The organism is Fodinibius salicampi (assembly GCF_039545095.1).
GTDB classification, from domain to species: domain Bacteria; phylum Bacteroidota; class Rhodothermia; order Balneolales; family Balneolaceae; genus Fodinibius; species Fodinibius salicampi.
Map to the genome: position 1 here is coordinate 236,405 of NZ_BAABRS010000001.1, position 25,870 is coordinate 262,274.

16 protein-coding genes are annotated in these 25,870 nt (G+C 43.0%); 9 read left to right on the plus strand and 7 right to left on the minus strand.

Annotated elements, in window-relative coordinates; translation table 11 throughout:
- Positions 1-2 precede the first annotated feature (2 nt).
- The 7 genes from ABEB05_RS01075 to ABEB05_RS01105 all read right to left on the minus strand — a co-directional run bounded on the left by ABEB05_RS01075 (position 3) and on the right by ABEB05_RS01105 (position 7,162).
- Positions 3-494 (minus strand): TRAP transporter small permease, encoded by a 492-nt coding sequence (locus ABEB05_RS01075; protein ID WP_265786726.1) that lies wholly within the window; start codon positions 492-494, stop codon positions 3-5.
- A gap of 18 nt (positions 495-512) precedes the next feature.
- Positions 513-1,505 (minus strand): TRAP transporter substrate-binding protein, encoded by a 993-nt coding sequence (locus ABEB05_RS01080; protein ID WP_265786728.1) that lies wholly within the window; start codon positions 1,503-1,505, stop codon positions 513-515.
- Between the two features lie 8 nt (positions 1,506-1,513).
- Positions 1,514-2,182 (minus strand): bifunctional 4-hydroxy-2-oxoglutarate aldolase/2-dehydro-3-deoxy-phosphogluconate aldolase, encoded by a 669-nt coding sequence (locus ABEB05_RS01085; protein WP_265786729.1) that lies wholly within the window; start codon positions 2,180-2,182, stop codon positions 1,514-1,516.
- Positions 2,183-2,442: 260 nt separating this feature from the next.
- Positions 2,443-3,477: a sugar kinase gene (locus tag ABEB05_RS01090; protein ID WP_265786731.1), complete on the minus strand. Its 1,035-nt coding sequence runs from the start codon at positions 3,475-3,477 to the stop codon at positions 2,443-2,445.
- Positions 3,478-3,589: 112 nt separating this feature from the next.
- Positions 3,590-4,606 (minus strand): sugar kinase, encoded by a 1,017-nt coding sequence (locus ABEB05_RS01095; protein WP_265786733.1) that lies wholly within the window; start codon positions 4,604-4,606, stop codon positions 3,590-3,592.
- A gap of 14 nt (positions 4,607-4,620) precedes the next feature.
- Entirely contained in the window at positions 4,621-6,030 is a 1,410-nt protein-coding gene (uxaC, locus tag ABEB05_RS01100) for a glucuronate isomerase (RefSeq protein WP_265786735.1), read from the minus strand.
- A 64-nt stretch (positions 6,031-6,094) separates the two neighbouring features.
- A complete protein-coding gene (locus tag ABEB05_RS01105; RefSeq protein WP_265786737.1) occupies positions 6,095-7,162 on the minus strand; it encodes a LacI family DNA-binding transcriptional regulator in 1,068 nt (355 codons plus the stop codon).
- Between the two features lie 576 nt (positions 7,163-7,738).
- Here ABEB05_RS01105 and ABEB05_RS01110 point away from each other — a divergent pair.
- The 9 genes from ABEB05_RS01110 (at position 7,739) to ABEB05_RS01150 (ending at position 25,683) form a co-directional block, all read left to right on the plus strand.
- On the plus strand, positions 7,739-10,732 hold the full coding sequence (locus ABEB05_RS01110; protein ID WP_265786739.1) for a SusC/RagA family TonB-linked outer membrane protein: 2,994 nt from the start codon (positions 7,739-7,741) through the stop codon (positions 10,730-10,732).
- Between the two features lie 19 nt (positions 10,733-10,751).
- Positions 10,752-12,455: a RagB/SusD family nutrient uptake outer membrane protein gene (locus tag ABEB05_RS01115; protein ID WP_265786741.1), complete on the plus strand. Its 1,704-nt coding sequence runs from the start codon at positions 10,752-10,754 to the stop codon at positions 12,453-12,455.
- Positions 12,456-12,652: 197 nt separating this feature from the next.
- Positions 12,653-13,924 (plus strand): glucuronyl esterase domain-containing protein, encoded by a 1,272-nt coding sequence (locus ABEB05_RS01120; RefSeq protein ID WP_265786743.1) that lies wholly within the window; start codon positions 12,653-12,655, stop codon positions 13,922-13,924.
- 93 nt (positions 13,925-14,017) lie between these two features.
- Positions 14,018-16,024, plus strand: a complete 2,007-nt coding sequence (locus tag ABEB05_RS01125) for a ThuA domain-containing protein (RefSeq protein ID WP_265786745.1) — start codon at positions 14,018-14,020, stop codon at positions 16,022-16,024.
- A gap of 40 nt (positions 16,025-16,064) precedes the next feature.
- Positions 16,065-17,513 carry a Gfo/Idh/MocA family protein gene (locus ABEB05_RS01130; RefSeq protein WP_265786747.1) on the plus strand — a complete coding sequence of 483 codons (1,449 nt, stop codon included), beginning with the start codon at positions 16,065-16,067 and terminating at the stop codon, positions 17,511-17,513.
- A 149-nt stretch (positions 17,514-17,662) separates the two neighbouring features.
- A complete protein-coding gene (locus ABEB05_RS01135) occupies positions 17,663-19,030 on the plus strand; it encodes a putative oxidoreductase C-terminal domain-containing protein (RefSeq protein ID WP_265786749.1) in 1,368 nt (455 codons plus the stop codon).
- Between the two features lie 185 nt (positions 19,031-19,215).
- A complete protein-coding gene (locus tag ABEB05_RS01140) occupies positions 19,216-20,343 on the plus strand; it encodes a plastocyanin/azurin family copper-binding protein (RefSeq protein ID WP_345694224.1) in 1,128 nt (375 codons plus the stop codon).
- A 97-nt stretch (positions 20,344-20,440) separates the two neighbouring features.
- Positions 20,441-21,940: a DUF7133 domain-containing protein gene (locus tag ABEB05_RS01145; protein ID WP_265786753.1), complete on the plus strand. Its 1,500-nt coding sequence runs from the start codon at positions 20,441-20,443 to the stop codon at positions 21,938-21,940.
- An 11-nt stretch (positions 21,941-21,951) separates the two neighbouring features.
- Positions 21,952-25,683 carry a CRTAC1 family protein gene (locus ABEB05_RS01150; protein ID WP_265786755.1) on the plus strand — a complete coding sequence of 1,244 codons (3,732 nt, stop codon included), beginning with the start codon at positions 21,952-21,954 and terminating at the stop codon, positions 25,681-25,683.
- Positions 25,684-25,870: the final 187 nt, after the last annotated feature.

Below are 25,870 nucleotides of genomic sequence, written 5' to 3' on the forward strand. Positions count from 1 at the left end.
TGTTATTGGGAATCTGTTTTTTGGGGAGTTAGATCCGTTTTAAATAGTTGCTTTATCTCAATTACTTTGTAATAGATAATCAACAATCCACTTAATGGAAGCACGATATATATATAAGCGAGGGGAATGTTTAGGGCCGAGGAGCTCTGTCCTAAAACATAGCTTATTTGGACTAATCGTCCTCCTCCTATTACCATCACCAGTAAAGCAAAGAGAATGACGATAGAGAAGGTAAAGATTGAAAGTTTTCGCTTGCCCTCTTTGCTTAGTCTATTGGGTAAAAGATTGATTGATAGATGCATTTTTTTACCTGCGGCGTACGCTCCTCCTAACAGGCAGATCCAAATAAGCAGGAATCGGGCCAGCTCTTCGGTAAAAGTGCTGGGGCTGCCGATGATATATCGGCTGATAACTTGCCAAACAACATTAAAGAGCATAAAGCCCATTAGAAAAACCAACGTACCTCGTACCAGTCGATCAATTTGTTTTCGCATATTCTAAGCTAGCTGTTTTTATTTTACGTTTTGAATCCGTTGGATTAGTTTGTAGAATTCTGGTTCGCTTTCTTTAAATTCTTCGTAAATGGTTTGAGCTTTTTCCTGAAAGGGTTCTTTATCGGGACGGATAACTTCGACCCCGGCTTCCTGTACGGTCTTTAATGCTTCTTCTTCGGCCTCAGCCCATATTTTCCGCTGATATTTTTTTGAACTGTCCGCAGCTGTTTGAATCCATCTTTGCTGTTGGTCGGTTAAATCATCCCATGTTTCTGTACTGATAAGCAGGACATCAGGGATGGCTGTATGTTCATCAAGGCTAAAATAATTGGAAACTTCATAATGGCGTGAACTTTGAAAGCTTGGCGGGTTGTTTTCAGCCCCATCTACAATTCCCTGTTGAAGAGCCGTATAAAGCTCCCCCCATGAAATAGGTGTTGGAGAACCGCCGAGCGTATTAATCATATTGACGGCCATGGGACTTTCCTGTACTCTTATCTTTAATCCTTCAAGATCTTCAGGAGTCCTGATAGGCCGGTCCTGAGTATAAAAGCTTCGCTGTCCGGCATCATAATAAGTTAAGCCCCTGAGCCAGTACTTTTCACCGGCAAGTAATAGCTCCTGACCTATTTCACCATCTAAAACGTTAAAATAGTGTTGTTTGTCTCGAAACAGGTATGGAAGGCTGAAAACCCTTGTTTGAGGGACAAAATTTTCGAGAACGGCACCGGAAACCTTAGTAACATCTAAGCTCCCTATCTGGAGAAGTTCCAGAAGTTCGCGTTCAGATCCAAGCTGTTGACTCGGATAAATTTGGACCTGAAGTTTCCCATCTGATTTTTGATTAATTAACTCAGCCATGCGAACCATTCCTTTATGGACTGGATGCGTGACATCCAGGCTATGAGCTAGCTTAAGGGTCCTAACATCCGTTATTTCTTCGCAACTTGAAAGTATCCCTAGAAGAAAGATACCGATAAAAGCGAGGGATAGACTTTTGATTATATTCATAGTTTGCTCTACGACCTAATTTCTTTAATAAGTGCCAGCGTGTTGCGCACATGCTCTTCAAGCCCTTCAAAGTCTTTGCTGTTGAGGAATTCCTTAGTGACAAGTTTTGATCCCATTCCCACACAAGTAGCTCCGGCTTCAAACCAACTGCGCAGATTTTCTTCTTCTGCGGTAACCCCGCCGGTAGGCATGATACTGGTCCACGGACAAGGACCTTTAACGGCTTTGATAAAGCCAGGGCCCAGTTGGCTGCCAGGAAATATCTTGACGATTTCTGCTCCGAGTTCTTCAGCATAATTAATTTCAGAAAGAGTACCGCAGCCGGGGGACCAGAGAACTTTTCGACGATTGCAAGTTTTACCGACATCTTCCTTAAGCATAGGGCTAACAATAAAATTAGCTCCCAATTGAATATAAAGTGAGGCAGTTCCGGCATCTGCAACAGAACCAACACCGAGAATCATTTCTGGTAATTCTTTTGCTGCAAACTTGTTAAGCTCCCCAAAAACTTCGTGGGCAAAGTCTCCTCGGTTGGTAAACTCCAGCAGCCGTGCTCCGCCCTTGTAACAGGCACGCAATACTTTTTTACTGACTTCTATATCGTTATGGTAAAAAAGCGGAACTAAGCCAGAAGATTCCATTACTGATGCTACATGAGTACGTTTAAATCGAGCCATAATTTAAAATGATTTCAAAACCACAACTAAAAAGGACCTTAAAGTACTATTTAAGTAGATAAAAGCCCGTTGTGTGTTAATTGTGATTAATTTTGATTAGTGATTTTATGAATTTATTAAAAAGACTGTAGGCAAATGTAAAAGGTTTATTAAATCTCCACTTACTCTTTTTGAGTATATATGTCCTATATTAATCAAAAGTTATTAAGAAAGAACTGAAGGATAGAAACAAAGTCCTGTCCTTCAGTTCATTTATGGTTTTATCGAGATACCCGTCCGGAAGCATCACCTTCCATAAGCTTCTCAACTTCTGGTACAGTCGACAGGTTGGCATCCCCATAAATAGTATGCTTTAGACAGGAAGCTGCTACAGCAAACTCCAGGGCCTCTTGATCAGTATCATACGTTAAAAGGCCATAAATAAGACCACCCATAAAAGAGTCACCACCTCCCACTCGGTCCACAATATGGGTAATCTGATAAGTGGGTGCTTCTAAAAACTCATCACCGTTGTATAACACACCGGACCAGCTGTTATGGGAAGCACTGATAGAGCCGCGCAGAGTTGTAATTACCTTTTGAGCTCTTGGAAATCGTTCCATAAGTGCTTCGCAGGTAGCCCGGTAAGCCTCGGCTTCAACAGAATCACCTTGTGTTACGTCTACACTTTCCGGATGAATTCCAAAATGTTTTTCAGCGTCTTCCTCATTGCCTAAAATGATATCACAACCCTCCACAAGCTCGGGCATAACTTCTCCAGGTTCCTTGCCGTAATTCCATAGCTTTGCTCGATAGTTTAGATCTGTTGAAACAGTTACCCCCAGCTCGTTGGCAGCCTGGATCGCTTCAAGGCAAACGTCAGCCGCTCCCTGGGAGAGTGCCGGGGTAATACCAGTCCAATGAAACCAGCCGGCTCCGTCAAAGACTTTTTCCCAATCGATAGTTCCTTTCTCTATTTGTGAAATAGCCGAATGAGCACGATCATAAATAACCTTGCTTCCACGGCTTACAGCTCCGGTTTCTAAAAAATAGATACCTAAACGTTCTCCGCCCCAGGCAATATGATCAGTACCAACCCCGCGTTTGCGCATTTGCATCATCGCACACTGTCCAATATCGTTTTCGGGGAGACGAGTCACAAATTCTACCGGTACTCCATAATTTGCAAGTGAAACGGCAACATTTGATTCTCCACCACCATAGATAATATCAAATGAGTTAGCCTGTGAAAACCGAAGTTTTCCAGGTGGTGAGAGCCGCAACATAATTTCGCCAAATGTAATTACTTTTTTCATAATACAGACACCTTATCGTTTAACTATTAACATTAAAGTATTCTTTTGTGTTATTGTAGATAATATCAGAAGCAATTTCACCATCTTATGCTTCACAAATCCATGTTAATTATTATCGAGCTACCCGCCCTGATTTATCTCCTTTCATCAGTTTTTCAACTTCATTTGTAAAAGAAAGATTAATGTCACCAGGAATAGTATGCTTCAGACAGGAGGCGGCAGTCGAAAAATCTATAGCTTCCTGATCAGTCTCATACGTCAAGAGTCCATAAATAAGACCTCCCATAAAGGAATCCCCTCCACCTACTCGATCAACAATATGAGTGATTTGATAGTCAGGAGCCTTAATAAACTTCTTTCCATTATAAAGGACTCCCGACCAGTTATTATGGGAAGCGCTTATTACTTCCCGAAGACTTGTTGCAATTACACGTGCTTTTGGAAAGCGGTCCATTAGCTTTATGCAAGTAGATCGATAGGTTCCTTCTTCAGAGTTATTATCATTAGAATCAATATCAAAATACTTTTTGGCAGCATAGCTACCACCAAGAATAATATCACATTTTTCAACAAGCTCCGGCATTACCTCAGAAGGGCTTTTACCATAGTTCCAAAGCTTGGAACGATAATTTAGATCGGTAGATATAGTGATTCCCAGCTCTTGTGCAGTATTGAGTGCTTCGAGACAAACATTAGCAGCTTGCTGAGAAATAGCTGGAGTAATGCCCGACCAATGAAACCATTGAGCATTACCGAACACTTTCTCCCAGTTGATCATGCCTCGTTTGATTTCTGATATTGCCGAGTGGTTCCGGTCATAGACAACCTTTCCACCACGGCTTACCGCTCCTTTCTCCAAAAAATATAAACCAAGTCTTTTACCTCCTCTGGCAATATAATCAGTTCCTACCCCGTACTTTCTAAGCTCCATTATGGCACGTTGTCCGAAATCATTATCGGGTAAACGGCTTACAAATTGAGTAGGAATACCAAAATTAGCTAACGATACAGCTACATTGGAAGCTCCCCCTCCAAACACAATATTAAAAGAATCGGCTTGTGAAAACCGAAGATTCTTCGGCGGAGAAAGCCGCATCATAATTTCTCCAAAGGTGATTACTTTTTTCATGAAAATCCCAATAATTATTTTTCTGGAAAGGTAAAGTATTCTTTCGCATTATTATAACTAACATCTGAAACTATTTTACCAAGCCAGTCCAAGTCATTGGGCAGAAGCCCCTTTTCTACATCATTGCCGATAAGATTACATAAAATTCGCCGGAAATATTCATGTCTGGGATAAGATAAAAAGCTTCTGGAATCGGTTAGCATACCGATGAAGCAGCTAAGTAAGCTCATGTTGGATAACGTATTTAGCTGTTTTTCCATCCCATCCTTTTGATCCAGAAACCACCAGGCTGAACCGAACTGCATTTTTCCCCGGGTGGAACCATCATTATAATTACCGATCATCGTAGCCATCACTTCGTTATCCCGCGGATTCAGGTTGTAGAGAATTGTTTTAGCCAGCTGATTGGTAGAGTCGAGTTCATTTAAGATACGCGCCAGATTACGACTTTGAGGGAAATCGCCGATAGAATCAAAACCGGTATCCGGACCTAGTTTGCGACGCATCCGTTCATTAGTATCGCGCAGTGCACCCAAATGATACTGCTGTACCCAGTCTCTTTGTTCATACATTTTGCCGAGTTCAAGCAGCAGATAATAGGTGAGTCCTTTTTTCTGGCTATCAGAAATTCTAGTGCGGTTTCGGATTTGCTTAAACCCTTCTTCAAGTTCTTGCAGGGAGAGGTCGGCATAGGGTATATTCTCAAGTCCGTGATCGGCTAGGCGGCATCCCTGGCTGTGGAAATAATCAATTCTGTTTTCCAGTGCACTAAGAAGGTCGGTCAGACTTTCAATATTCGTATTGGAAACTTCGCTCAGCTGGTCAAGATAATCATTGTATTCTTCTACATTGCTAAAGGAATAAGCTTCATCCGGACGAAAAGCGGGTAGGACCGTAGTATCAAAGGATTGTTGTCTCATCTCTTTGTGTTGATTCAGCGAGTCCACCGGATCATCGGTCGTACAAATAATTTCTACATTATTTTTTTTGATAAGGCTTTGCGTACTGAATGAGGGTTTTTGTAGCATTTCAGTACATGAGTCATAGATTTCTTCGGCAGTATCATCATTGAGAAGCTTATCAATTCCAAAGTACCTTTTTAGCTCCATGTGGGTCCAGTGATACAATGGATTTCGCATAGTATAGGGTACCGTATGAGCCCATTTGAGAAACTTTTCCTTATCTGGGGCATCACCGGTGATATATTTTTCATCAATTCCCAGGGTTCTCATGGCCCGCCATTTATAATGATCTCCATCGAGCCAGATACCGGTTAAGTTATTAAAATTTTTATCGCTGGCAATGTCGTTAGGAGGAAGATGGCAATGGTAATCTATAATTGGCTGTGGAGCGGCATGATCATGGTATAACTTCTTTGCAGTCTCCGTTTCCAGTAAAAAATTTTTTGTAAAAAAAGTTTTCATAATATGGTGTTTTTAAAAATCCTTAGACGCAAACGATTGCATAATAAAATAAATATGATGTTTATTACAAAGCTTGTTGCTCTGCTTTGACTTTTTCTTTACGCATCGAAGACGCTCTGATTATAAGTTCCGGTTTGAGTGTGGTATCAAAAGGAATATTTTTTGAATCGGAGTTTATCTGTTGAAGAAAGACCTGGGCTACTAACTCTCCCATTTGGCGGGTATGTTGGTCTATTGACGTTAAAGGGGGATCTATAAAAGAAGTGGACAGGTCATTACTGAAACCTACAAGAGCGACTTCATCGGGAATTTTTATATTCTTTTCCTTTAAGACTTGTATGGCTCCCATGGCGGCAAAGTCACTTGATGAAAAAATAGCATCAGGTATTTCATCCCCTTCAAAAAGTTTATGAGTAAGCCGGCGCCCGGTCTCCAGAACTTGTTCTGTTTCGTCAATAAGGTCTCCCTCCAGGATCCAGTCCTCATTGATCGGAAGGTGGTGTTCTTTTAAAGCATCTTTAAACCCCCTAAGACGCTCTTGATATATATTCAAATGACGTTTCCCCATGAAATGGGCAATTTTTGTACATCCCTGCTCTATGAGATGATTAACCGCCATTACCCCACCTTGATAATCATCATTAACCACTGTATTTACTCCGAGTTCTTCATTTACACGATCAAATAAAATCAAGGGGACACCCCTTTTAATCGCCCGTTTAAAATGGGTATAGTCGGTTGTTTCGCGGGCTATAGAGGCAATAATGCCATCTACCTGTACTCTCAATAAGGCATCTATATTTGATTCTTCTTTGGATGCTATATCATCTGATTGGGAGATAATTAAATTATAGCCCTCTTCCCTTAAAACTTGTTCAATACCTTTAATAACAGAGGCAAAAAACCTGCGATCTGAGGTAGGAATAATAACTCCTATAATATTGCTTTTCCCTTTTCTTAGTGCTGAAGCAATATTATTCGGTTGGTAATTGAGCTTATCCGCCATTTCAACGACTGCTTTTTTTGTAGCATCGCTAATCCGTGGATGATTTTTTAGTGCTCTTGATACAGTTGATGCCGTGACATCCAATTTGTCGGCAATATCCCGAATCGTAATTTTTTTCTTTTTCATACTTTAATTATGCAAATGAAAGAAAATAAAATGAGCAGTATCTTATTTTCTTTAAAGCAATTTTAGTTAGTCTGTTGAGAAAAATTTCTATCAGCAGAGAATGTATTAAAAAATATTTTGCTGATATATACAAGTAGTAACTACTGATTGGAGGATAAAATGGATTTAACAACAATATTTAACTTTGTCACCATCAAACCCCAAATTTTTAAATTAGTTAACCATTGTTACGCTTTAATGCAAAACAATATCAGAATTACCTCTCCATTGTAAGAAAACTGACATGAAGTTATAATCCTTCACAAAAGAACCAAACCGCACTCCAGAATTAAATGTAAAATTATGTAAATAATACTTGATAAAGTCTGGAGGTCTTTTACATTGACATTTGTGCAAACGTTTTCGCAGACATCGAAAATTATTCCGCGATCATCAAATTTTTTGTTGGTTTATTTAAAACTAGAAAAGGGTAACTAAATCAATATAAATATAAATGATATGCTAATAGGCTTCTTTATCTGTGCATTAGAAATGCGAACATTTCTTTTTAATCTTAAAATAATAAGGGACTGAAATATGGGGAAATTGAATACGATTAAGATTTTTATCTTTATAATTTGTGTTGCTCTGTTCGGAGGGATCTCTGTCAATGCTTTCGGACAAGGGGCTCAGGAGGTGAGTGGGACAGTCACCTCTGCCGCGGATGGAGAAACACTACCAGGAGTTAATATTTCGGTAAAAGGGACCTCGACTGGTACCTCTACCGATGCTAGTGGTGAGTATTCACTCACTGTTTCATCGGCAAATGATACGCTTATCTTCTCATTTGTCGGCTATCAAACCCAGCAAGTACCTATTAATGGTCGATCAACCATAAATATAGAAATGGTATCGCAGGCGATAGCCGGTGATGAAGTGGTTGTGGTCGGTTATGGACAACAGGAGGCACAGGATATTACTGGTTCTGTATCCTCAGTTTCTTCTGAACAGCTAAATGAAGTTCCGGTATCCGATCCTGCCTCTGCATTACAGGGTAGGGCCGCTGGAGTTATGGTTTCAAGTACTGGAAACGGCACGCCGGGAGAAGGCGTAGTAGTTCGAATTCGAGGACGTCGTTCACTTACCGCCGGCAATGATCCTCTGTTTGTAGTTGATGGTATCCCATTTAGTGGGGGATTAAATGACATCAACACAGAGAATATTGAATCCATGGAAGTGTTAAAGGATGCTTCTGCAACGGCCATTTACGGGTCTCGTGGGGCTAACGGCGTCGTTTTGATTACCACCAAGCGCGGTGGTGATTTTGGAACACAGGTTTCCTACGATGGGTATTACGGCATGTCTGTTCAACTCTCAAATCCAGATGTATTTAACGGGGAAGAGTTTGCAGAAATGAAGCGTGAAGCACATCGGAATGCAGGAAGCTACGGGGGAGATGACGAGAATATATTTACAGCACCAGAGCTGGAATCTATACAAAATGGTAACTCGTACGATTATGCTGATCTTGTTACCGATGATTTTGGTTATCAGCAAAGTCACAATATTACCATTCAGGGGGGGAATCAAAGCACGCAGTTTGCAATAAGCGGTAACTTCTTTAACGAGGTCGGCATCATTCCCGGTCAGAGCTTCGATCGCTATAATATGCGTATCAATTTGGACCACGATGTCAGTGATAGGCTTCACATTGGTACATCGACCTTGCTTGCACGAACGGAACGAGATGTAGGTACCAATCCTTTTGGAACAGCATTGGCCTTGAACCCGCTTGGCGATCCATACAATGATGACGGAACCCTTGATTTTCGACCTACCAACGACGGCTTGATTGCCAATCCGTTAAATGATTTGGTTCCGGGAAAGATGCTTGATGACCGTAACAGAATGCGCATTTTCAGTAATATTTTTGCTGAATACGATATTTCTGACAACCTTTCATATCGGTTGAACTTCGGTCCGGACCTTTCAACCTACCGGCGCGGGGTATTTCAAGGTACGCTCACCACTGCCCGTGCTGAAGGAACTCCATATGCTGAGAAAGAGGAGCAGATAAATTTTGATTATACCATTGAAAATATCGTGAACTACCAGCAGGAATTTGGGGGAATTCATGCTATTGAAGCAACGGGACTTTTTAGTTATCAGTCCAGCAATTGGGAACAGGATGTTATCGCGGTTTCCGGCCTCCCTTATGAGAGTCAAAAATACCACAACTTAGGTACTGCCAGTCAAACTGAGAACTACGGCAGTTACCTGTCAGAGTGGAGCATCATGTCTTACATGGGGCGGTTTAACTACCGGTTAAATGAGAAGTACCTGTTAACAGTAACCGGACGTGCCGACGGTTCATCCCGGCTGGCCGAGGGTAATAAATGGGGAGTATTCCCTTCCGCAGCCTTGGGTTGGAGGATTATTGAAGAATCGTTCATGGACGGTCAGGACCTGTTTTCTGATTTGAAATTAAGAGTCAGTTATGGTGTTACCGGTAATACAGCTATTGATCCCTATCAGACCCGAAGCTTACTTTCTCAAACGGCTTACCAGTTTGGGGAAGCAGCCGGTTACGGGTATGCGCCAACACAGATTTCTAATCCGCGCCTGCAGTGGGAAACCAGTAAGCAGTATAACATTGGATTAGATTTTGGCTTGTGGAATTCGAGGGTAGTCGGTAGTATAGAGGCCTATCAGACGAATACGACGGATATGCTTCTTGAACGAAATCTGCCCATTACTTCCGGGTTTGAATCAATACAGGAAAACATTGGCGAAACTAAAAACAGAGGTCTGGAAGTAACGTTGAATACCCAGAATATAGCTGGTAATAGCCGTGACGATTTTAGCTGGAACAGCGATCTTACGTTTGCTACTAACTATGAAGAGATTGTAGCCCTTTACGGGGATAACGAGGATGATGTCGGAAACCAATGGTTTATCGGCGAACCACTTACCGTCTGGTACGATTACGAAAAGGTCGGTATCTGGCAATCAGACGAAGCCGAGGAAGCTGCTTCCTATGGACAGGAACCCGGTGAAATCAAGGTTAAGGATCAAAATGAAGATGGTGCTATCAATGAGCAGGACCGGGTAATACAAGGCACCAACATGCCAGACTGGACTGCCGGTTTTAATAACCATGTCAGCTATAAAGGACTTAACCTGTCCGTCTATTTGTATGCCAGTGTCGGTCAGACCATCTATAATTCGTTTAACGCTCCGAATATGATCGGTCGCTATAATACGGCTGATCGTGAATACTGGACACCAGATAACCCAACGAATAAACAACCCCGACCTGAAGCAGGTGTCGAGAGTCCTCTGTATGGCTCTTCACGGGGATACCAAGATGGGTCTTTCTTGAAAATCCGTAATATCAGGCTGGGTTATAACTTTTCACCAAATCTGACTAATCAATTGGGAGTCCAGTCTCTGAGGATTTATGCTAATGCAGAAACCCCGCTGCTTTTCTCCAAAACAGGTAATATTGATCCCGAGCAGTATGATGGGAATATCGGGGGAGAAGTACCGACGACGCGTCTCTATACAGTTGGTGTCAACATTAATTTTTAATGATTAAGGAATTAGCATAATGAAGAAATTAATATTTTTATCAATCATATCTACGTTAGTAGTTCTCCTCTCGTCTTGTGGTGACGCCTTAAATGAGGAGTTAGTATCAGAAGTAAGTACCGATTCGCATTATACCACGCCCAGTGGTTTCGAAGATGCGGTAAATGCCGCGTATGAACCATTGCGTAACTATTATGGCAATAATGTGGGTGCATACCTCGAAGAGTACGGGACCGATCTTATCCAGAATGCAGGCCATGGTGGATTTCATCACTATAATCAGTTTACGGCCGCATTGAACTCGGAAGATGATATTATTACCTCTCATTGGAGCAATACATATCCTGCGATTAATACAACCAATGCAGCCATTAACCGTGCTGGTGGAATAGAAGACATGGACGAAACCCTGAAACAAACCAGGCTGGGGGAAGTCCACGCACTTCGGGCGTATTATTACTTCATGTTAGTTCAGCATTTTGGTGCTGTTCATCTTACCACGGATGAGACTATCGGTGTAGAGACTGAGGCCAGTCGTACCGAGCCGGCTCAGGTTTATGAGCAGATCGTAAGTGATCTGGAAACGGCGATCAGTAACCTGCCGTCCGATCCTTCAGATCAGCAATGGGGACGGATTACAGAGCCGACTGCAAAGATGATGCTATCCCAGGTACTTTTGACCCGGGGTTATCAGGATTTCGCGGGGAGTGATGATTTTAGTCGTGCGGCAACGCTGGCGGAAAGTGTTATCAATGATTACAATTTCCAGCTGGTTGAGGATTACGAACAAATATTCGCCCACGATAATCAGCAGAATTCTGAAATTATCTGGTCCGTACAATACGGACAAGATCCACTGCTTAATGGACCTGGGAATCACAGCCATGTGTATTACCGACCTTGGTATGAGGTGTACAGTGATGGGCTCGTAAGAAGCATGGAATATGGTCGTCCCTGGATTCGATTCAAGATGACGCCATTTGCCCTGGAGAACTTCCGGCCGCTCGATCAGGATTCCCGGTATGACAAAAGCTTCCAGGATACCTGGAGGTATAATGACGCCGCGAGTCTGCCAACGGAACAATATCCCAACGTTTCTGTTGGCGACACCGCCATCTACATAGATCCTGATATGACTGCTCAAGAAGTAGAACAACAACAGGATAATACACCGTATCACCTGCAATCCTGGGCAACTACTCACACAGCGGAGAACATAAATATGTTCCCCAACCTGAAAAAGCATGACGATCGTCAGCGTCCCTCTATAAATGAGTATGCTGGTACCAAAGACTACTTCGTATATCGTCTTGCTGAAGCTTACCTGTTTGCTGCAGAAGCCCATTTCAATATGGGGAATAATCAGCAGGCGGCCGACCACATTAATGTGGTTCGCAGACGTGCTGCCTGGCCGGGACAAGAGTCCAACATTGAGATATCCGCCGGGGATGTTACCCTAGACTTCATTCTCGACGAGCGAGGCCGTGAATTTTACGGTGAATCCAAGCGCTGGACGACGCTCAAACGCACTGGAAAATTGATTGAGCGAGCTTCAAAATATCCCGGTGAATTAGCAGGTGAACCTTCAAGGGATGTGTCTAATCTCCAAACTACCGCGAATGAACAATATGGAAATAAGGGGTATAAGTACTTGTTGAGGCCCATTCCGGCTACTCAAATAACAAGAACGGAAGGGGGTTATCCGCAAAATCCCGGATATTAAATAGTAATAAATACTCATGAGATAGTATCCCTTTTGAGTGATAATGCCTGTAAAAGGCAATGAAGACCTCAGCTCTTCTTCCGAAGTCCTAATAAGAACTTTCGGGGGAAGAGCTTGAGGTATTTCAGGCCGATATGTAAATCTCTGAATGATTAATAATTTTAACGAAGAAATTGATAAAAATAACCAACTGGTTCATGGATCATATCCCTGTCAAGGCAGGTCTGCTGTTTTTAATTGTTGGCTTCACTGCCTGCTTGGATAGCTCCGAAAATGGAGGTGATGAGTCGTTGTATGATACAGAAATTCCTTTTGCTGTAGAGAATACCGGCACCGATTGTATAATTCCTTCAATTATCAATTATACCGATTTGGAGAAGATTCCGCATATGCCTGATCCTTTTCTGGACATGGAAGGAAACCGAATTACGGATATCGAGGATTGGCGCTGCCGTCGCGCAGAAATTAGTGCACAGGTACAGAAATTTGAATTGGGTCTAAAACCCGAAACTGCTCAGGAAAAGGTATCCACTACCATGGATACAGATACCACAATGACTGTTACTGTTGAAGAAAATGATACAACGATTTCTTTTGAAGTAGATGTTAACTATCCCAGCCATGGGAAAGCACCCTATCCGGCTATGATCGGGATAGGCCGTTCATTTTTGAATAATTCGGACCTGGACAGCCTGGGAGTGGCCGTTATTCAATTCCCTAATAATGAACTTGGGGAACAGATGGGCAGTAATTCTCGAGGCAAAGGAAAGTTTTATGATATTTTCGGAAATGAGCATACTGCCAGTGCCATGATGGCATGGGCCTGGGGCGTCAGTCGTCTCATTGATGGGTTGCAAACGACCGAGGGTATTGAAATTAACCCCGAGCGCATTGGGATTACCGGCTGTTCACGTAACGGAAAGGGAGCCCTGATGGCAGGGGCCTTAGATGAACGCATCGTACTCACTATTCCACAAGAGTCCGGTTCGGGGGGCGCCGCTGGCTGGCGTATTTCTGATGCTCAGTATGAAAGGGGACAAGAAGTCCAAACCTTAAGGCAGATCGTTCAAGAAAATGTATGGTTCACCGAAGATTTCGAAAAATTCAGCGAATCAGTGGAGAGGTTGCCCTACGATCACCACTCAGTCATGGGGATGATTGCGCCACGCGCCCTGTTGATTCTTGAAAATAGCGATATAGAGTGGCTGGGTAATGAAAGTACGTACACCACCTCAGTCATTGCAAGGGAAATATGGAAAGCAATGGGTATTTCCGATCGCATGGGAATATCTCAGGTTGGTGGCCATAATCATTGCCAGTTACCTGATACCCAAAGGCCAGAGGTAAATGCATTTGTCAAAAAGTTTCTACTAGACGATTCAACAGTGAATACCAGGGTTGTAAGAATGGATACAGATTTAAATGTTGATCTGACAAAATGGGCTCCCTGGGAAACCCCGACGCTTTAGAAAATGTCTGGTGCTTTTTTGTTAGATTATATGATTTGTAAAGACAATTAATTTCAATCTGTTAATTTATTTGGAACTACAATTATGCAAAGTATGATGTTAAAATCGGCCAAAGCGTTACTCTTTTTGTTCTGTACTGTATCGATGAGCTTATCTGCTGGTAGTATAGCACAAGCTCAATCACAGGAAATTGCTGAGTTTACGGTGCATGCTGGGGAAAATGAACGTCTTAATACTCCTGTCAGTGCCTCACTGGATGGTATTCCACTGGGACTTCAAACAGGGCAGGAACTTAAACTCTATGAAATAACAGATGGAAGGGAAGAATTGATCGCCTCGCAAATTGATGCTGATGGTTATGACAAAACGCTCCGCTGGATTTTAAAAGGGAAGACCCCTGCCGGGACACAACGGAGTTTCTTGTTGAAAAGAGAAAAGGAAAGCGATCGGTCCGGAGATGATGAAAAGGCCGTTCAGTTTAAGGACGATGGCAAATCCTTAATACTGATGGTTGAAGATAAAAAGGTGTTGAGCTATCGCTATGCCCCTACGCCACCACCAGAAGGGGTTTCAGAGCTTTACACACGAAGTGGATATATTCATCCGCTCTGGTCGCCTGAAGGGGAAGTGATAACAAGAATTCAGCCTTCCGATCATTATCACCACTATGGTATATGGAATCCGTGGACCAAAACTAATTTTGAAGGTCGTGAAATCGATTTTTGGAATTTGGGTGACGGAGAGGGAACCGTTCGGCATAAATCACTTCCCACTACTATTGAAGGAGATGTATATGGCGGATTTGAAGCGTTTTTAAATCATGTTGACTTAAAAGCTGAGACCCCTGATAGTGAGAAAGTGGCGCTCAATGAAAAATGGGAAATCAAGGTTTGGAATGCAGATCCGGAACAGGGCATTTGGCTGGTCGATTTTGTTTCCAGGCTTAATCCCGCTACGAAATCGCCCCTAACTATTAAAGCCTATCGCTACCAGGGATTTAGTCTTCGGGCTACCGAAAAATGGGATGATGATACTGCTACTTTGCTAACTTCAAAAGGGAAGGATAAAAGCAATGGTAATGCCACCCGGGCCCGGTGGACTGATATCAATGGCGTGTCAGAAACAGAATCGGGGACTTCCGGAATTTTGTTTATGACGCATCCGGGCAATCAAAACTTCCCTGAGCAACTTAGAATATGGCCAGAAGGAGCCAACGGCGGGGAAGAGAATGTGTACTTTAACTTTAATCCCGCCCAGGAACAGGATTGGAAGTTGAAGCCGGGTAATAGTTATAGCCTTAAATATCGCATGATGGTGTATGATGGCAAGATAAAACCCGCCGATGCAGAACGTTATTGGCAGGATTTTGGAAATCCGCCCAGGGTAGAGGTCCAAAAAAAGGTTCTCAAGGATAGTCGGGTATTAGTTTATACCAAAAATGGGGAGGGCTATGTACATGAGAATATCCCCAACAGTATTGAAGCAATAGAAGAACTTGGCAATAAATATGATTTTACGGTAGATGCTTCTGAAGATCCGGCAGACTTTACGGAAGAAAATCTTAAAAAATACGATGCTTTGATCTTTTCCAATACGAACAATGATATTTTTAATACTCCTGAGCAGGAAGAAGCCTTACAAAACTATATGAAATCAGGAGGAAACTTTGTAGGTATTCACTCAACTTCCGGAGCAGAGCGTGACTGGCCCTGGTTTTGGAGTCTGGTAGGAGGCACTTTTCACCGGCATGCTCCATTTCAGGAGTTTACGGTAAATGTGACGGATAAGACGCATCCTTCCACCTCATTCCTTCCAAATAATTGGGTACGTGAAGATGAATGCTACTATCTTAAACAGTTGAATCCCAATATAAATGTGTTGTTGCATGCGGATATGACAACAGTTGAGGATGAAGAAAAAGGCGAATATCCCGGGCAGGTTTATGGAGATAAATTTCCTTTGGCATGGTATCATGAGTTTGAAGGTGGACGTTCCTGGTATACCACATTAGGGCACAGTGTGGAGGATTACGATGATCCCGTCTTTATAAAGCATATTCTGGGCGGTATTGAATGGGCTGTATCGGGAGGATCTCTCTAATAAAATAATCAAAGCTTAATATAAATTTTAGAGTATCATTATGGATAAAAAAAATAACGATAGCAGTAAAATGTCGCGGCGTGAATATTTAAAAACATCGGCTATGGGGACAGCGGGACTCTTTTTTGCTCCTTCCATCGTACCCTCTTCGGTGATGGGGTCTAATCCGCCGAGTGAAAAGATTAACATCGGTCAGATCGGTTTTGGCCGTATTGCACGGGGGCACGATCTACCGGAGACAATGAAAAATGATGTGGCCCGCGTAGTGGCGGTGAGTGACGTAGATTTGGATCGCGCACGGGACGGCAAGGCATTCGTAGAGAAGTATTATGCCGAAAAGAAGGGCAAGGAAAATTATGTGGATGTAGATGTCTATCAGGATTACCGGGAAATGCTGGAAGATCCCGAAATTGATGCTGTTATTATTAGTACCCCGGATCACTGGCATGCCCAACCTGCTATTGAGGCAGCCCTGGCCGGGAAAGATATTTATCTGCAAAAACCGGCGTCTCTGACGGTTGAGGAGGGACGAGCCATGAGTGATATTATTCACCGAACGGGTACCGTTTTTCAAATTGGTAGCCAGCAGCGTTCGGTTAATCCATGGCCGCAGTTTAAGCAGGCATGCGAACTAGTGCGCAATGGACGTATTGGGGAACTCCAGAGGGTGGAAGTAGGCCTGCCCGGTGACCCTGGTGGTGGAAATCCGACTCCCATGTCAATTCCTGAAGGGCTTGATTATGATATGTGGCTTGGCTCCACACCTGATGTACCATACACGGAACATCGGGTACATCCCCAGGAAGATTATTCACGTCCGGGCTGGCTGCGAATAGAGGCTTATAGTGCAGGTATGATTACCGGATGGGGTGCGCATCATATTGATACAGCACATTGGGGAATGGGTGCTGAATATACGGGACCTGTTGAAGTTGAAGCTACGGCGCAGTTCCCAACAGATGATCCGAATTACAAAGGTCTTTGGAATGTTCACGGCGATTTTCAGGTAACAGCGAAGTATGCCAATGGTGTTGTAATGACCGTCGGTGGGGATAATAAACAAGGCGTTCGTTTTGAAGGATCTGACGGCTGGATCTATGTTAAACGCGGAGATGTAGGCGTTACGGACAGTGATCCGGATACTGGTGAAGAAGGTGAAGAAAAGGAGGAGCCCTTCCAGGCAAGTGATCCGAAAATTTTGGAGTCGGAAATTGGGGAGAATGAAATTCATCTTTATGAGAGTCAGGAACAGCATGATAACTGGCTGAAATGTATTAAATCCCGGGAATTAACGGTTGCTCCTGCGGAAGTAGCTCACCGATCCTGCAGTGCCTGTCTAATATCTCATATAGCAATGAAGCTGCCCCGGAAGTTGCATTGGGATCCGGTTAATGAACGCTTTAAGAATGACGATGAAGCAAATTCTATGCTTTCCCGTTCACAGCGTTCTCCCTGGGGAATCAAGTATATAGATGGACTTAAATTATAAATTTATTATTAACTAATACTGGTATTTATCATATTTGATGCCTGCTTACTACGTTAAGATAATCTTATAATGAAGGTAAGCAGGCATCTGAATTTAAAAAGAGGAAAGAAGTGAAGAACTTATCTTTAAAATCGTACGTATTTGTATTTATGCTGTCTTTAGCATTTTATTCCTGTTCAAACTCTGATTCCGATAATAATGCAAGTCCGGAAAATGAGTTTACAGGTGCCGATGACGAGGTGAAATTAATGACTGTGGATCCTGGACATTTCCATGCCGCCCTTGTTCAAAAATATGGGTATGAGCAGGTTGATTCCGTGGTGCATGTATATGCACCTGAAGGAAAAGATCTCGAATTGCATTTAGATCGGATTGAACAGTATAACAACCGCGAAGAAAATCCAACAAACTGGGTAGAAGAAGTCTATACAGGGCCCGATTTTTTTGAGAAAATGTTGGAAGAACGGCCAGGGAACGTAGTCGTGCTTTCCGGTAATAATGCTAAGAAAACACAGTATATTAAACAATCGGTAGATGCAGGACTAAATGTGTTGGCTGACAAGCCGATGGTTATTAAACCTGAGAAGTTCCCAATGCTTAAGGAGGCGCTGGCCCAAGCACAGGAAAATGATGTCCTGCTGTATGATATTATGACCGAGCGTTTTGAGATTACCACCCTTTTACAACGAAAACTTTCACAATATTCCGATGTTTTCGGGACATTGGAGAAAGGTACTCCTGAAAATCCGGCTATTACTAAAGAGAGCGTCCACTATTTCTTCAAGTATGTCTCTGGTAATCCGCTAATTCGACCCGGCTGGTTTTTTGATGTTGACCAACAGGGAGAGGCAATTGTTGATGTTTCCACTCATCTTGTCGATATGATTCTATGGGAAACGTTTCCAGGCGAGGGGATAGATACCACACAGGTAGAAGTGGTGGAAGCCGAACGCTGGGCTACCGAAATGACACCTGGTGAATTTGAAAAAGTCACTGAAATGGAGCCTTATCCTGACTACCTTGAAGAAGATTTGAATGATGAAAATAACCTGGAGGTCTATTCCAACGGCTCCTTTGTATTTAAGGTGAATGGAGTTCACGGGAAGGTCTCAGTTGAATGGGGATATGAGTCTTCTGAAGGCGGAGATACTCACTATTCAATCATGCGGGGCAGTAAGGCTAATTTAGTGATCAGACAAGGCGAAGAAGAGGACTATGTCCCCACCCTGTATGTCGAACCGGTAAATGATAATAGTGGTGATCAATACGAGGCTGCATTGCAGGATGCTATTGATGAAATTGCAGAAGAATATCCCGGCCTCTCGTTAAATGAAACATCCAATGGATGGCAGGTGGCTATACCCGATGAACACCGGGTTGGTCATGAAGCTCATTTTGCTCAGGTTACCGAGCAGTACCTGCAATATCTTGTCGACGGGGAAATTCCCGAATGGGAAAGAAAAAATATGCTAACAAAATACTATTTGACTACTCAGGCATATAAAAAGAGTCGATAAGATTAAAATAAGTAATCCTGATTTAAGAAAGCTGATAAAGCTGTAATTCCAATCCACTCATCGTCCCGTTACCGATCTTGATGAAAATATATTCCTTTAATTGATTTTGAGGGAAAGGATGACGAGTGGTTGCTGAGTAGGGATTATATTAATTCAAAAATCATCTTCAATCGAATTAGAAATTAATGCAGAAGCAACAGTGTAGTAATAATCTTTACCGATATCGGTATTTCCCGTTCTTGGTTTGTTTTCTTATTTCTTTTTCTGTGTTTTGGTCTACAGATTCGCTGGCTCAAAGTAATACAGCCATGGATAGAACCATTGAGATCAAGGCTATTTCGGGATTAAAATATGATAAGGTCCGTTTGGCGGCTGAGCCCGGCTCTACTATTCGGATTAATCTGGAGAATGACGATGAGATGATACATAATCTGCTGATTGTCAAGCCCAGTACCCGAATGGATGTAGTTAAACAGGCCGAGTCTATGGGAGAAGAGGGAGCAGAAAATAATTATGTACCCAATTCATCAGATGTTTTGGTGAGCACGCCGCTCCTCAATCCCGGCGAGGAAGCGTCAATAATATTTGAAGTACCCCAAGAAGAGGGAATCTATCCCTATGTCTGTACCTACCCAGCCCATGGAATAGTCATGTACGGGGCTATTTATGTAACCAACAGCCCGGATGAATTGCCACCAATTGAAGAAGATCCCAACATACCGGAACAGGTGCGGGATGAAATGGCAGCTTCCGATTCCATGCATCCTTATCCTTTGGAAATGCCTACACTTACCCGGCTCTTTATGCCGGAATCAAGTCCCGCTGCTATTGCCGTGGGTATGGAAAAAGACCAGTCATATAATTGGGATGCGGGCTACAGTTTCCTTCGCTACGCGTGGGATGGTGGATATATTGACGCTAGTGATCAATGGAATGATAAAGCCCAGGAAGTCGCAAAAGTAGTGGGAGATATCTACTATCGAAATACCACTGGTTTCCCGTTTAGGATTTCTAATCCGGACTCTATTCCGGAGCCGGATTTCCAGGGATACCGCATGGTGGATGGGTATCCACAATTTAAATATAAGATGGGAGATATTACGGTACATGAACTGATCTTACCGGCAGAAGTCACTCCCGGCTTTCAGATAAATTATATGCTGGAAAATGTACAGGAGCCGATCTGGTATATGCTAAGTGACAATGATAATGTCAGTATCGATTTTTCTGAAGGTGAAAGAGAAGGAAATCGAATAAAACTGACTCCCGAAGAAGCCAAAGAGTTTACAATATCAATTGTTTCAGAAGAGTAGGATGAAGTATAGAATACAACAAACTTATAGAGATTTTTGTAAAACCGGTCTAACCCAGTTTCATCGGTCGATTTATCAGGGACTTAGGAAATATATATTGTCACTAGTATCAAGAATTTCATCCAAAGCGATCCCAATTGCTGTCGTTCTTTTAGGAGTTCTTCTAAGTTCGGCCTGTCAGCAGGAGGATATGGAGCCCGAAGGACCGGCGTACAGCGTAGAAACTATTAAAACGCCCGAAGGATTGAGTGTGGAATCCGGAGGACTTGATTTTCTGCCTAATGGACGAATGATTGCATGTTTTCGGCGCGGTGAGGTGATGACTTATAATCCTGAGACCGAAGAATGGGATCTGTTTGCCTATGGACTGCAGGATCCCTTATGGATTAAGGCGGTTTCCGATCATGAGGTTTATGTAATGCAGCGTGCAGAGTTAACCAGAGTTACCGACACCGATAAGGATGGAAAAGGGGACCTGTATGAAACAGTTACCGATGATTTTGGCATGTCGGGGAATTATGCTGAATTTGCTTATGGACCGGAAATTGATGAGGAAGGAGATTTCTTTATCTCACTGAACACTGCTTCGGCCATGGCAGACGTATACAATATCATGCGGGGCGAGTTTTCTCCTATTGGACGAAAAGGTCGTATGTATTCAGCCGTTCCCTACAGGGGTTGGGTGCTGAAAGTAAAACCGGATGGAACAACCATTCCCTGGGCGAGTGGACTACGATCCCCAAACGGTCTTGAATTAGATGATGAGGGTAATTTATTCATTACTGATAACCAGGGCGACTGGCTCGGAACCAGTAAATTGTATCATATCAGAAAAAATCATTTTTACGGGCATGCTCCCAGCTTGGTTTGGGAAGAAGGATTTGAAAATATTGAGCCGCTGGAATTGCCCGTTCCGGTACTGGATAAAATGCGCACGGAGGCGGCCGTACAGTTTCCTCATGGATTTTTTGTAAACTCTCCCACTCAGCCCCTGATCGATCGGACCGGCGGGAAGTTTGGGCCTTTTACAGGACAGATGTTTGTTGGAGAGATGAATCATAAAAGAATAGTACGTGTAATCCTTGAAAAAGTGCAGGGAGTATTCCAGGGAGCAACTACCTCCTTTATAGATTCTACAGGATTAAATATCGGTAATAACCGGTTGTCCTTTTCTCCCGAAGGTGAGCTGTGGGTAGGTCAAACCGATCACGGATGGCCGGGGGATCAGGGAATCCAAAAGATTACCTGGAATGGTAGCGTACCCATGGAAGTCCTCAATATGAGTCTTACTGAAACGGGTTTTGAACTGACATTCACCAAGCCGGTAAATCCGGAACTCGCTTCCCAACCAGAGAACTATAATTTTGAACGATATTACTATAAGTACCATCAGGCCTATGGTTCGGATCGTTACGGTATTAAAGATATTAAGGTAACCGGAGCGGAGGTATCTGATGATCGCAAAAAAGTGACCCTGCAACTGGAAGAACTGGATTCCGATTTTATTTATGATATGCGGATTGAGAACTTAGAATCGGAGAGCGGAGATACCCTTGTACATAATAGGGTATATTATACGATCAATCGTCTGAGGTAATCATTGTAAATATGAAACAGCGAGTTCCATACACTTTTCTGGCTCCCTGCACTCGTGGGGTTGGATTCTGTATGATGCTGTGCCTTATATTGCTTACAGGCTGTTCTTCATCCCCTGAATTGCAATGGAATGAAGAAGAACATTTTCGCTGGGCGGAGGTGTCTCCGGGCTTTTGGGGAGACGCAGGATTCCAATCACTTTCGGCCTCCCAAACCAATATTCAGTTTGAGAACCAAATTTCCAAGGAGGAAATTACAGAAAACCGTCACTATTTGAATGGCTCTGGAGTGGCCGCGGGAGATATTGACGGTGATGGACTGGTTGATCTCTATTTTGCCGGTTTGAGCGGCCCGAACAAGCTGTATAAGAATTTAGGCCACATGCAGTTCAAAGATATTACCGATGAAGCAGGCATCGCTCATGAAGGATTCTATTCTACGGGAGTTGTCTTTGCTGATGTTGACAGTGATGGAGATCTCGACCTGTTAATTACGGCCATGCATAAGGAAAATGTACTGTATATCAACGATGGCTCCGGCAACTTTACGCTCAAAGAAGACAGCGGTTTGGATTCAGCTAAAGGAAGTATGACAATGGATCTCGCCGATATAGATACCGATGGGGACCTCGATCTGTATGTGACAAATTACAAAGAGCAATCAGTTAAAGATATTTATACCACCGAAGAGCTCGAGTGGAATAAAATTTTAAAAGAGCCATATAACGAACAAAATCAAACCGGACCTTTTACGCTGGTTCCTCCATTTGATGAACATTACCGCCTATTTATGACCGAAGATAACAGGCTGTCTGGGGCTGCGGAGTCGGGAGAGGAGGATGAGCTTTATATTAATGAGGGGGGGACTTTTCACAAAGTTTCGGATACGGAAAATGTTTTTCTGGATGCAGATGGAGAGCCGCTTGGATTACCTCGGGACTGGGGTTTGACAGCAAAGTTCCAGGATTTAAATGATGACGGCCTGCCCGACCTTTATGTATGCAATGACTTTTATCCCCGTGATCGAATCTGGATTAATCAAGGTGACGGTACCTTTCGTGCGATTGAATGGTCAGCTATACGCAACATGAGCTTTGCCGCTATGGGTGTGGACTTTTCTGATATTAATCGTGACGGACACCTGGATATTTTTGTTACTGAGATGCTGAGTCCAAAGCATGAGCGCCGTCTTCGTCAGGCAGGTTCGGACGATCCCACACCGGATCGTACTGATATGATAAAAGCCATTCCCCAGTACAACCGTAATTCCATGTATCTGAAAAGAGAGGATGAGACCTACACAGAAATCTCATACTACACTAATACTGAGGCCACAGAATGGTCTTGGGCTACCCGTTTTATGGATATCAACCTCGATGGGTACGAGGACCTGATTGTAAATACCGGTTTTACCTACGATATACTGGATATTGATACGCAGACAGGAATGATTCGTGACGGCCGCAATATGGATGAGGATTATGATGAGTTGGTGAACCGGGCCCCATCACTGGAACTTGAGAATAAATTCCTCATGAATAACGGTGATCTTAGCTTTAAGGATCAGAGCACCGAGTGGGGATTCCGGGAAGCGGATGTTTCACACGGTCTAGCCACAGCCGATTTAGATAACGATGGAGATTTAGATTTTGTCAGTAATCGCCTTAATAAATCGGCCGCTGTATTTGAAAATAAAACCAATGCCCCCCGCATTTTAGTACGGTTAAAGAGAAAAAAATCCAATAGCCGAGGCATCGGAGCTAAGGTCAGGTTGAAAGGCGGGGAAATGCCACAGGAAAAACAACTATCTGCCGGGGGCGACTACCTTTCTGGATCTACTCCGGTTGCGATGTTTGCGGCAACTGAAGATACTAACTATATCATTGAGGTAGTTTGGCCAGACGGATTGAAAAGTCGGATCAAAAATGTGAAATCCAACAGAATTTATGAGATCAATAAGTCGTGGGCTCAACCGGCAGAGAATACAGCCGATAGTTCTATAGCCGATCAGCAACCAATCTTTCAAGACGTCTCAGACCGTATCGCCCATACTCATCATGAAGACCCGTTTAACGATTCGGAGTTACAGCCGCTTTTGCCGGTAAAACTTAGTCAGCTGGGTCCGGGTGTTAGCTGGATGGATATCAATAATGATGGTAATGACGACCTGATTATCGCTTCGGGAAAGGGAGGGGTACCGGGCGTATTTGCAAGCCAGGGAGACGGTTCATTTAAACCTTTAGACCAACCTCCTTTTAATGATATCGCACCGGGTGATCAGACTACCATACTCGGATGGGATACAGAAGAAGGCTTCCATTTATTTGTAGGGAGTGCCAATTATGAACAGGGAAATCCACAAGTGCCCGCAGCTTTCCATTATCGAATGTCAGGTTCTGGAATTGAGCAGACTGAGAGTCTATCAAATTACTCTACTACAGGAGCGATGGCAGCTGCGGATTACGATAACGACGGAGATATTGACCTGTTTCTCGGGGGAAGGTTTGTACCGGCCCATTATCCCCGAAACGCCACTTCACGGCTGTTTACCAATGAGAATGGGTCCTTTGTACTTGATCGGGTCAATTCGCAAAAATTAGCCGAAGTCGGTCTTATTACTGGTGCCGTATTTACCGATTATGATGGGGATGGAGATCAGGACCTGTTATTTAGCCGCGAATGGGACTCTATTATGCTTATGGAAAATGAAGATGGTGTTTTTAATGATGTTTCAAAACGTGAGGGGCTCGAAGAATATAAGGGATGGTGGAGTGGTATAGCCACCGGGGACTTTAACAATGATGGTCGGCCCGATATCATCGCTGCCAATTGGGGATTGAACAGCACCTATCAGTTGGCTAACGATAATCCACTGCGAATGTATTATGATGATTTTAACGGTGATCGCCGCGTAGACATCATCGAAGCATACACAAATAGTGAAGGTTCCTACGTGCCTGCAAAGCGATTATATGAATATAATTCACTTCCGGTTATAACAAACCAGGTAGATAGTTATCAAGCATTTGCAAATTCTACATTGCAGGATATTTTTGGTGATCGATTGCCACAAATTCCATATAAGGAGATAAACACACTGCAACATATGCTGTTCATTAATACGGATGAAGGATTTAAAGCTCAGCCATTGCCAAAAGAGTCACAATTTACGGCCGGATTTCATGTTGGAGTGGCTGATTTTAATAACGACGGGAACGAAGATCTCTTTATGAGCCAAAACTTCTTTGGAGTACCGCGTCAGGTTCCTAGGCTAGATGGAGGGCGGGGATTATGGCTGCAGGGAGACGGACAGGGAAATTTCACTAAGGTGCCAAGTAACAGATCCGGTATTAAAATTTACGGTGAGCAGCGGGGTGCCGCTTTCAGTGATTACAACAGTGATGGGAAAGTAGATTTTGTTGCATCTCAGAATAATGCAGAAACTAAGTTATACGTGAATCAAACAGATAAAAGCGGGTATCGTATTAAACTCAAAGGTCCTGCTCAAAACAGAAATGGAATCGGTTCTGCTATACGACTCGTATATAGTGATGGAGAAAAGGGGCCGGTTCGTGAAATACAGAGTGGTTCTGGCTATTGGTCACAAAATAGCTTCACCCAGGTTTTGGGAATTCAATCTGGTAAAGAAGTTCATAGCATTGAAGTTAAATGGCAGGATGGTACCCGGAAAACAGTCACTGTAAAAGAGGGACAAAGAGAATATCAAGTTTCCTACAAGGAATAGATTATATATGAACATATAATTCAAAGTATTATAAAAACGGTCTCACTCAGAAAAGAGTGAACCGGGAACTATTATTATCAGAGCAAAACCAAATGGTTAAACTCAGATCAGATAATTATTAAGAGCGAAAAATAAAAACTTGCAATAAAATTTATAGAGTTTTGACCAAAATGATAATTAAGTTACT

Excerpts from the sequence above, each read along its gene's own strand:
- ABEB05_RS01075 (WP_265786726.1), bottom strand. The coding sequence starts at position 494 with ATGCGAAAACAAATTGATCGACTGGTACGAGGTACGTTGGTTTTTCTA.
- ABEB05_RS01080 (WP_265786728.1), bottom strand. The coding sequence starts at position 1,505 with ATGAATATAATCAAAAGTCTATCCCTCGCTTTTATCGGTATCTTTCTT.
- ABEB05_RS01085 (WP_265786729.1), bottom strand. The coding sequence starts at position 2,182 with ATGGCTCGATTTAAACGTACTCATGTAGCATCAGTAATGGAATCTTCT.
- ABEB05_RS01090 (WP_265786731.1), bottom strand. The coding sequence starts at position 3,477 with ATGAAAAAAGTAATTACATTTGGCGAAATTATGTTGCGGCTCTCACCA.
- ABEB05_RS01095 (WP_265786733.1), bottom strand. The coding sequence starts at position 4,606 with ATGAAAAAAGTAATCACCTTTGGAGAAATTATGATGCGGCTTTCTCCG.
- uxaC (WP_265786735.1), bottom strand. The coding sequence starts at position 6,030 with ATGAAAACTTTTTTTACAAAAAATTTTTTACTGGAAACGGAGACTGCA.
- ABEB05_RS01105 (WP_265786737.1), bottom strand. The coding sequence starts at position 7,162 with ATGAAAAAGAAAAAAATTACGATTCGGGATATTGCCGACAAATTGGAT.
- ABEB05_RS01110 (WP_265786739.1), top strand. The coding sequence starts at position 7,739 with ATGGGGAAATTGAATACGATTAAGATTTTTATCTTTATAATTTGTGTT.
- ABEB05_RS01115 (WP_265786741.1), top strand. The coding sequence starts at position 10,752 with ATGAAGAAATTAATATTTTTATCAATCATATCTACGTTAGTAGTTCTC.
- ABEB05_RS01120 (WP_265786743.1), top strand. The coding sequence starts at position 12,653 with ATGGATCATATCCCTGTCAAGGCAGGTCTGCTGTTTTTAATTGTTGGC.
- ABEB05_RS01125 (WP_265786745.1), top strand. The coding sequence starts at position 14,018 with ATGATGTTAAAATCGGCCAAAGCGTTACTCTTTTTGTTCTGTACTGTA.
- ABEB05_RS01130 (WP_265786747.1), top strand. The coding sequence starts at position 16,065 with ATGGATAAAAAAAATAACGATAGCAGTAAAATGTCGCGGCGTGAATAT.
- ABEB05_RS01135 (WP_265786749.1), top strand. The coding sequence starts at position 17,663 with ATGCTGTCTTTAGCATTTTATTCCTGTTCAAACTCTGATTCCGATAAT.
- ABEB05_RS01140 (WP_345694224.1), top strand. The coding sequence starts at position 19,216 with ATGCAGAAGCAACAGTGTAGTAATAATCTTTACCGATATCGGTATTTC.
- ABEB05_RS01150 (WP_265786755.1), top strand. The coding sequence starts at position 21,952 with ATGAAACAGCGAGTTCCATACACTTTTCTGGCTCCCTGCACTCGTGGG.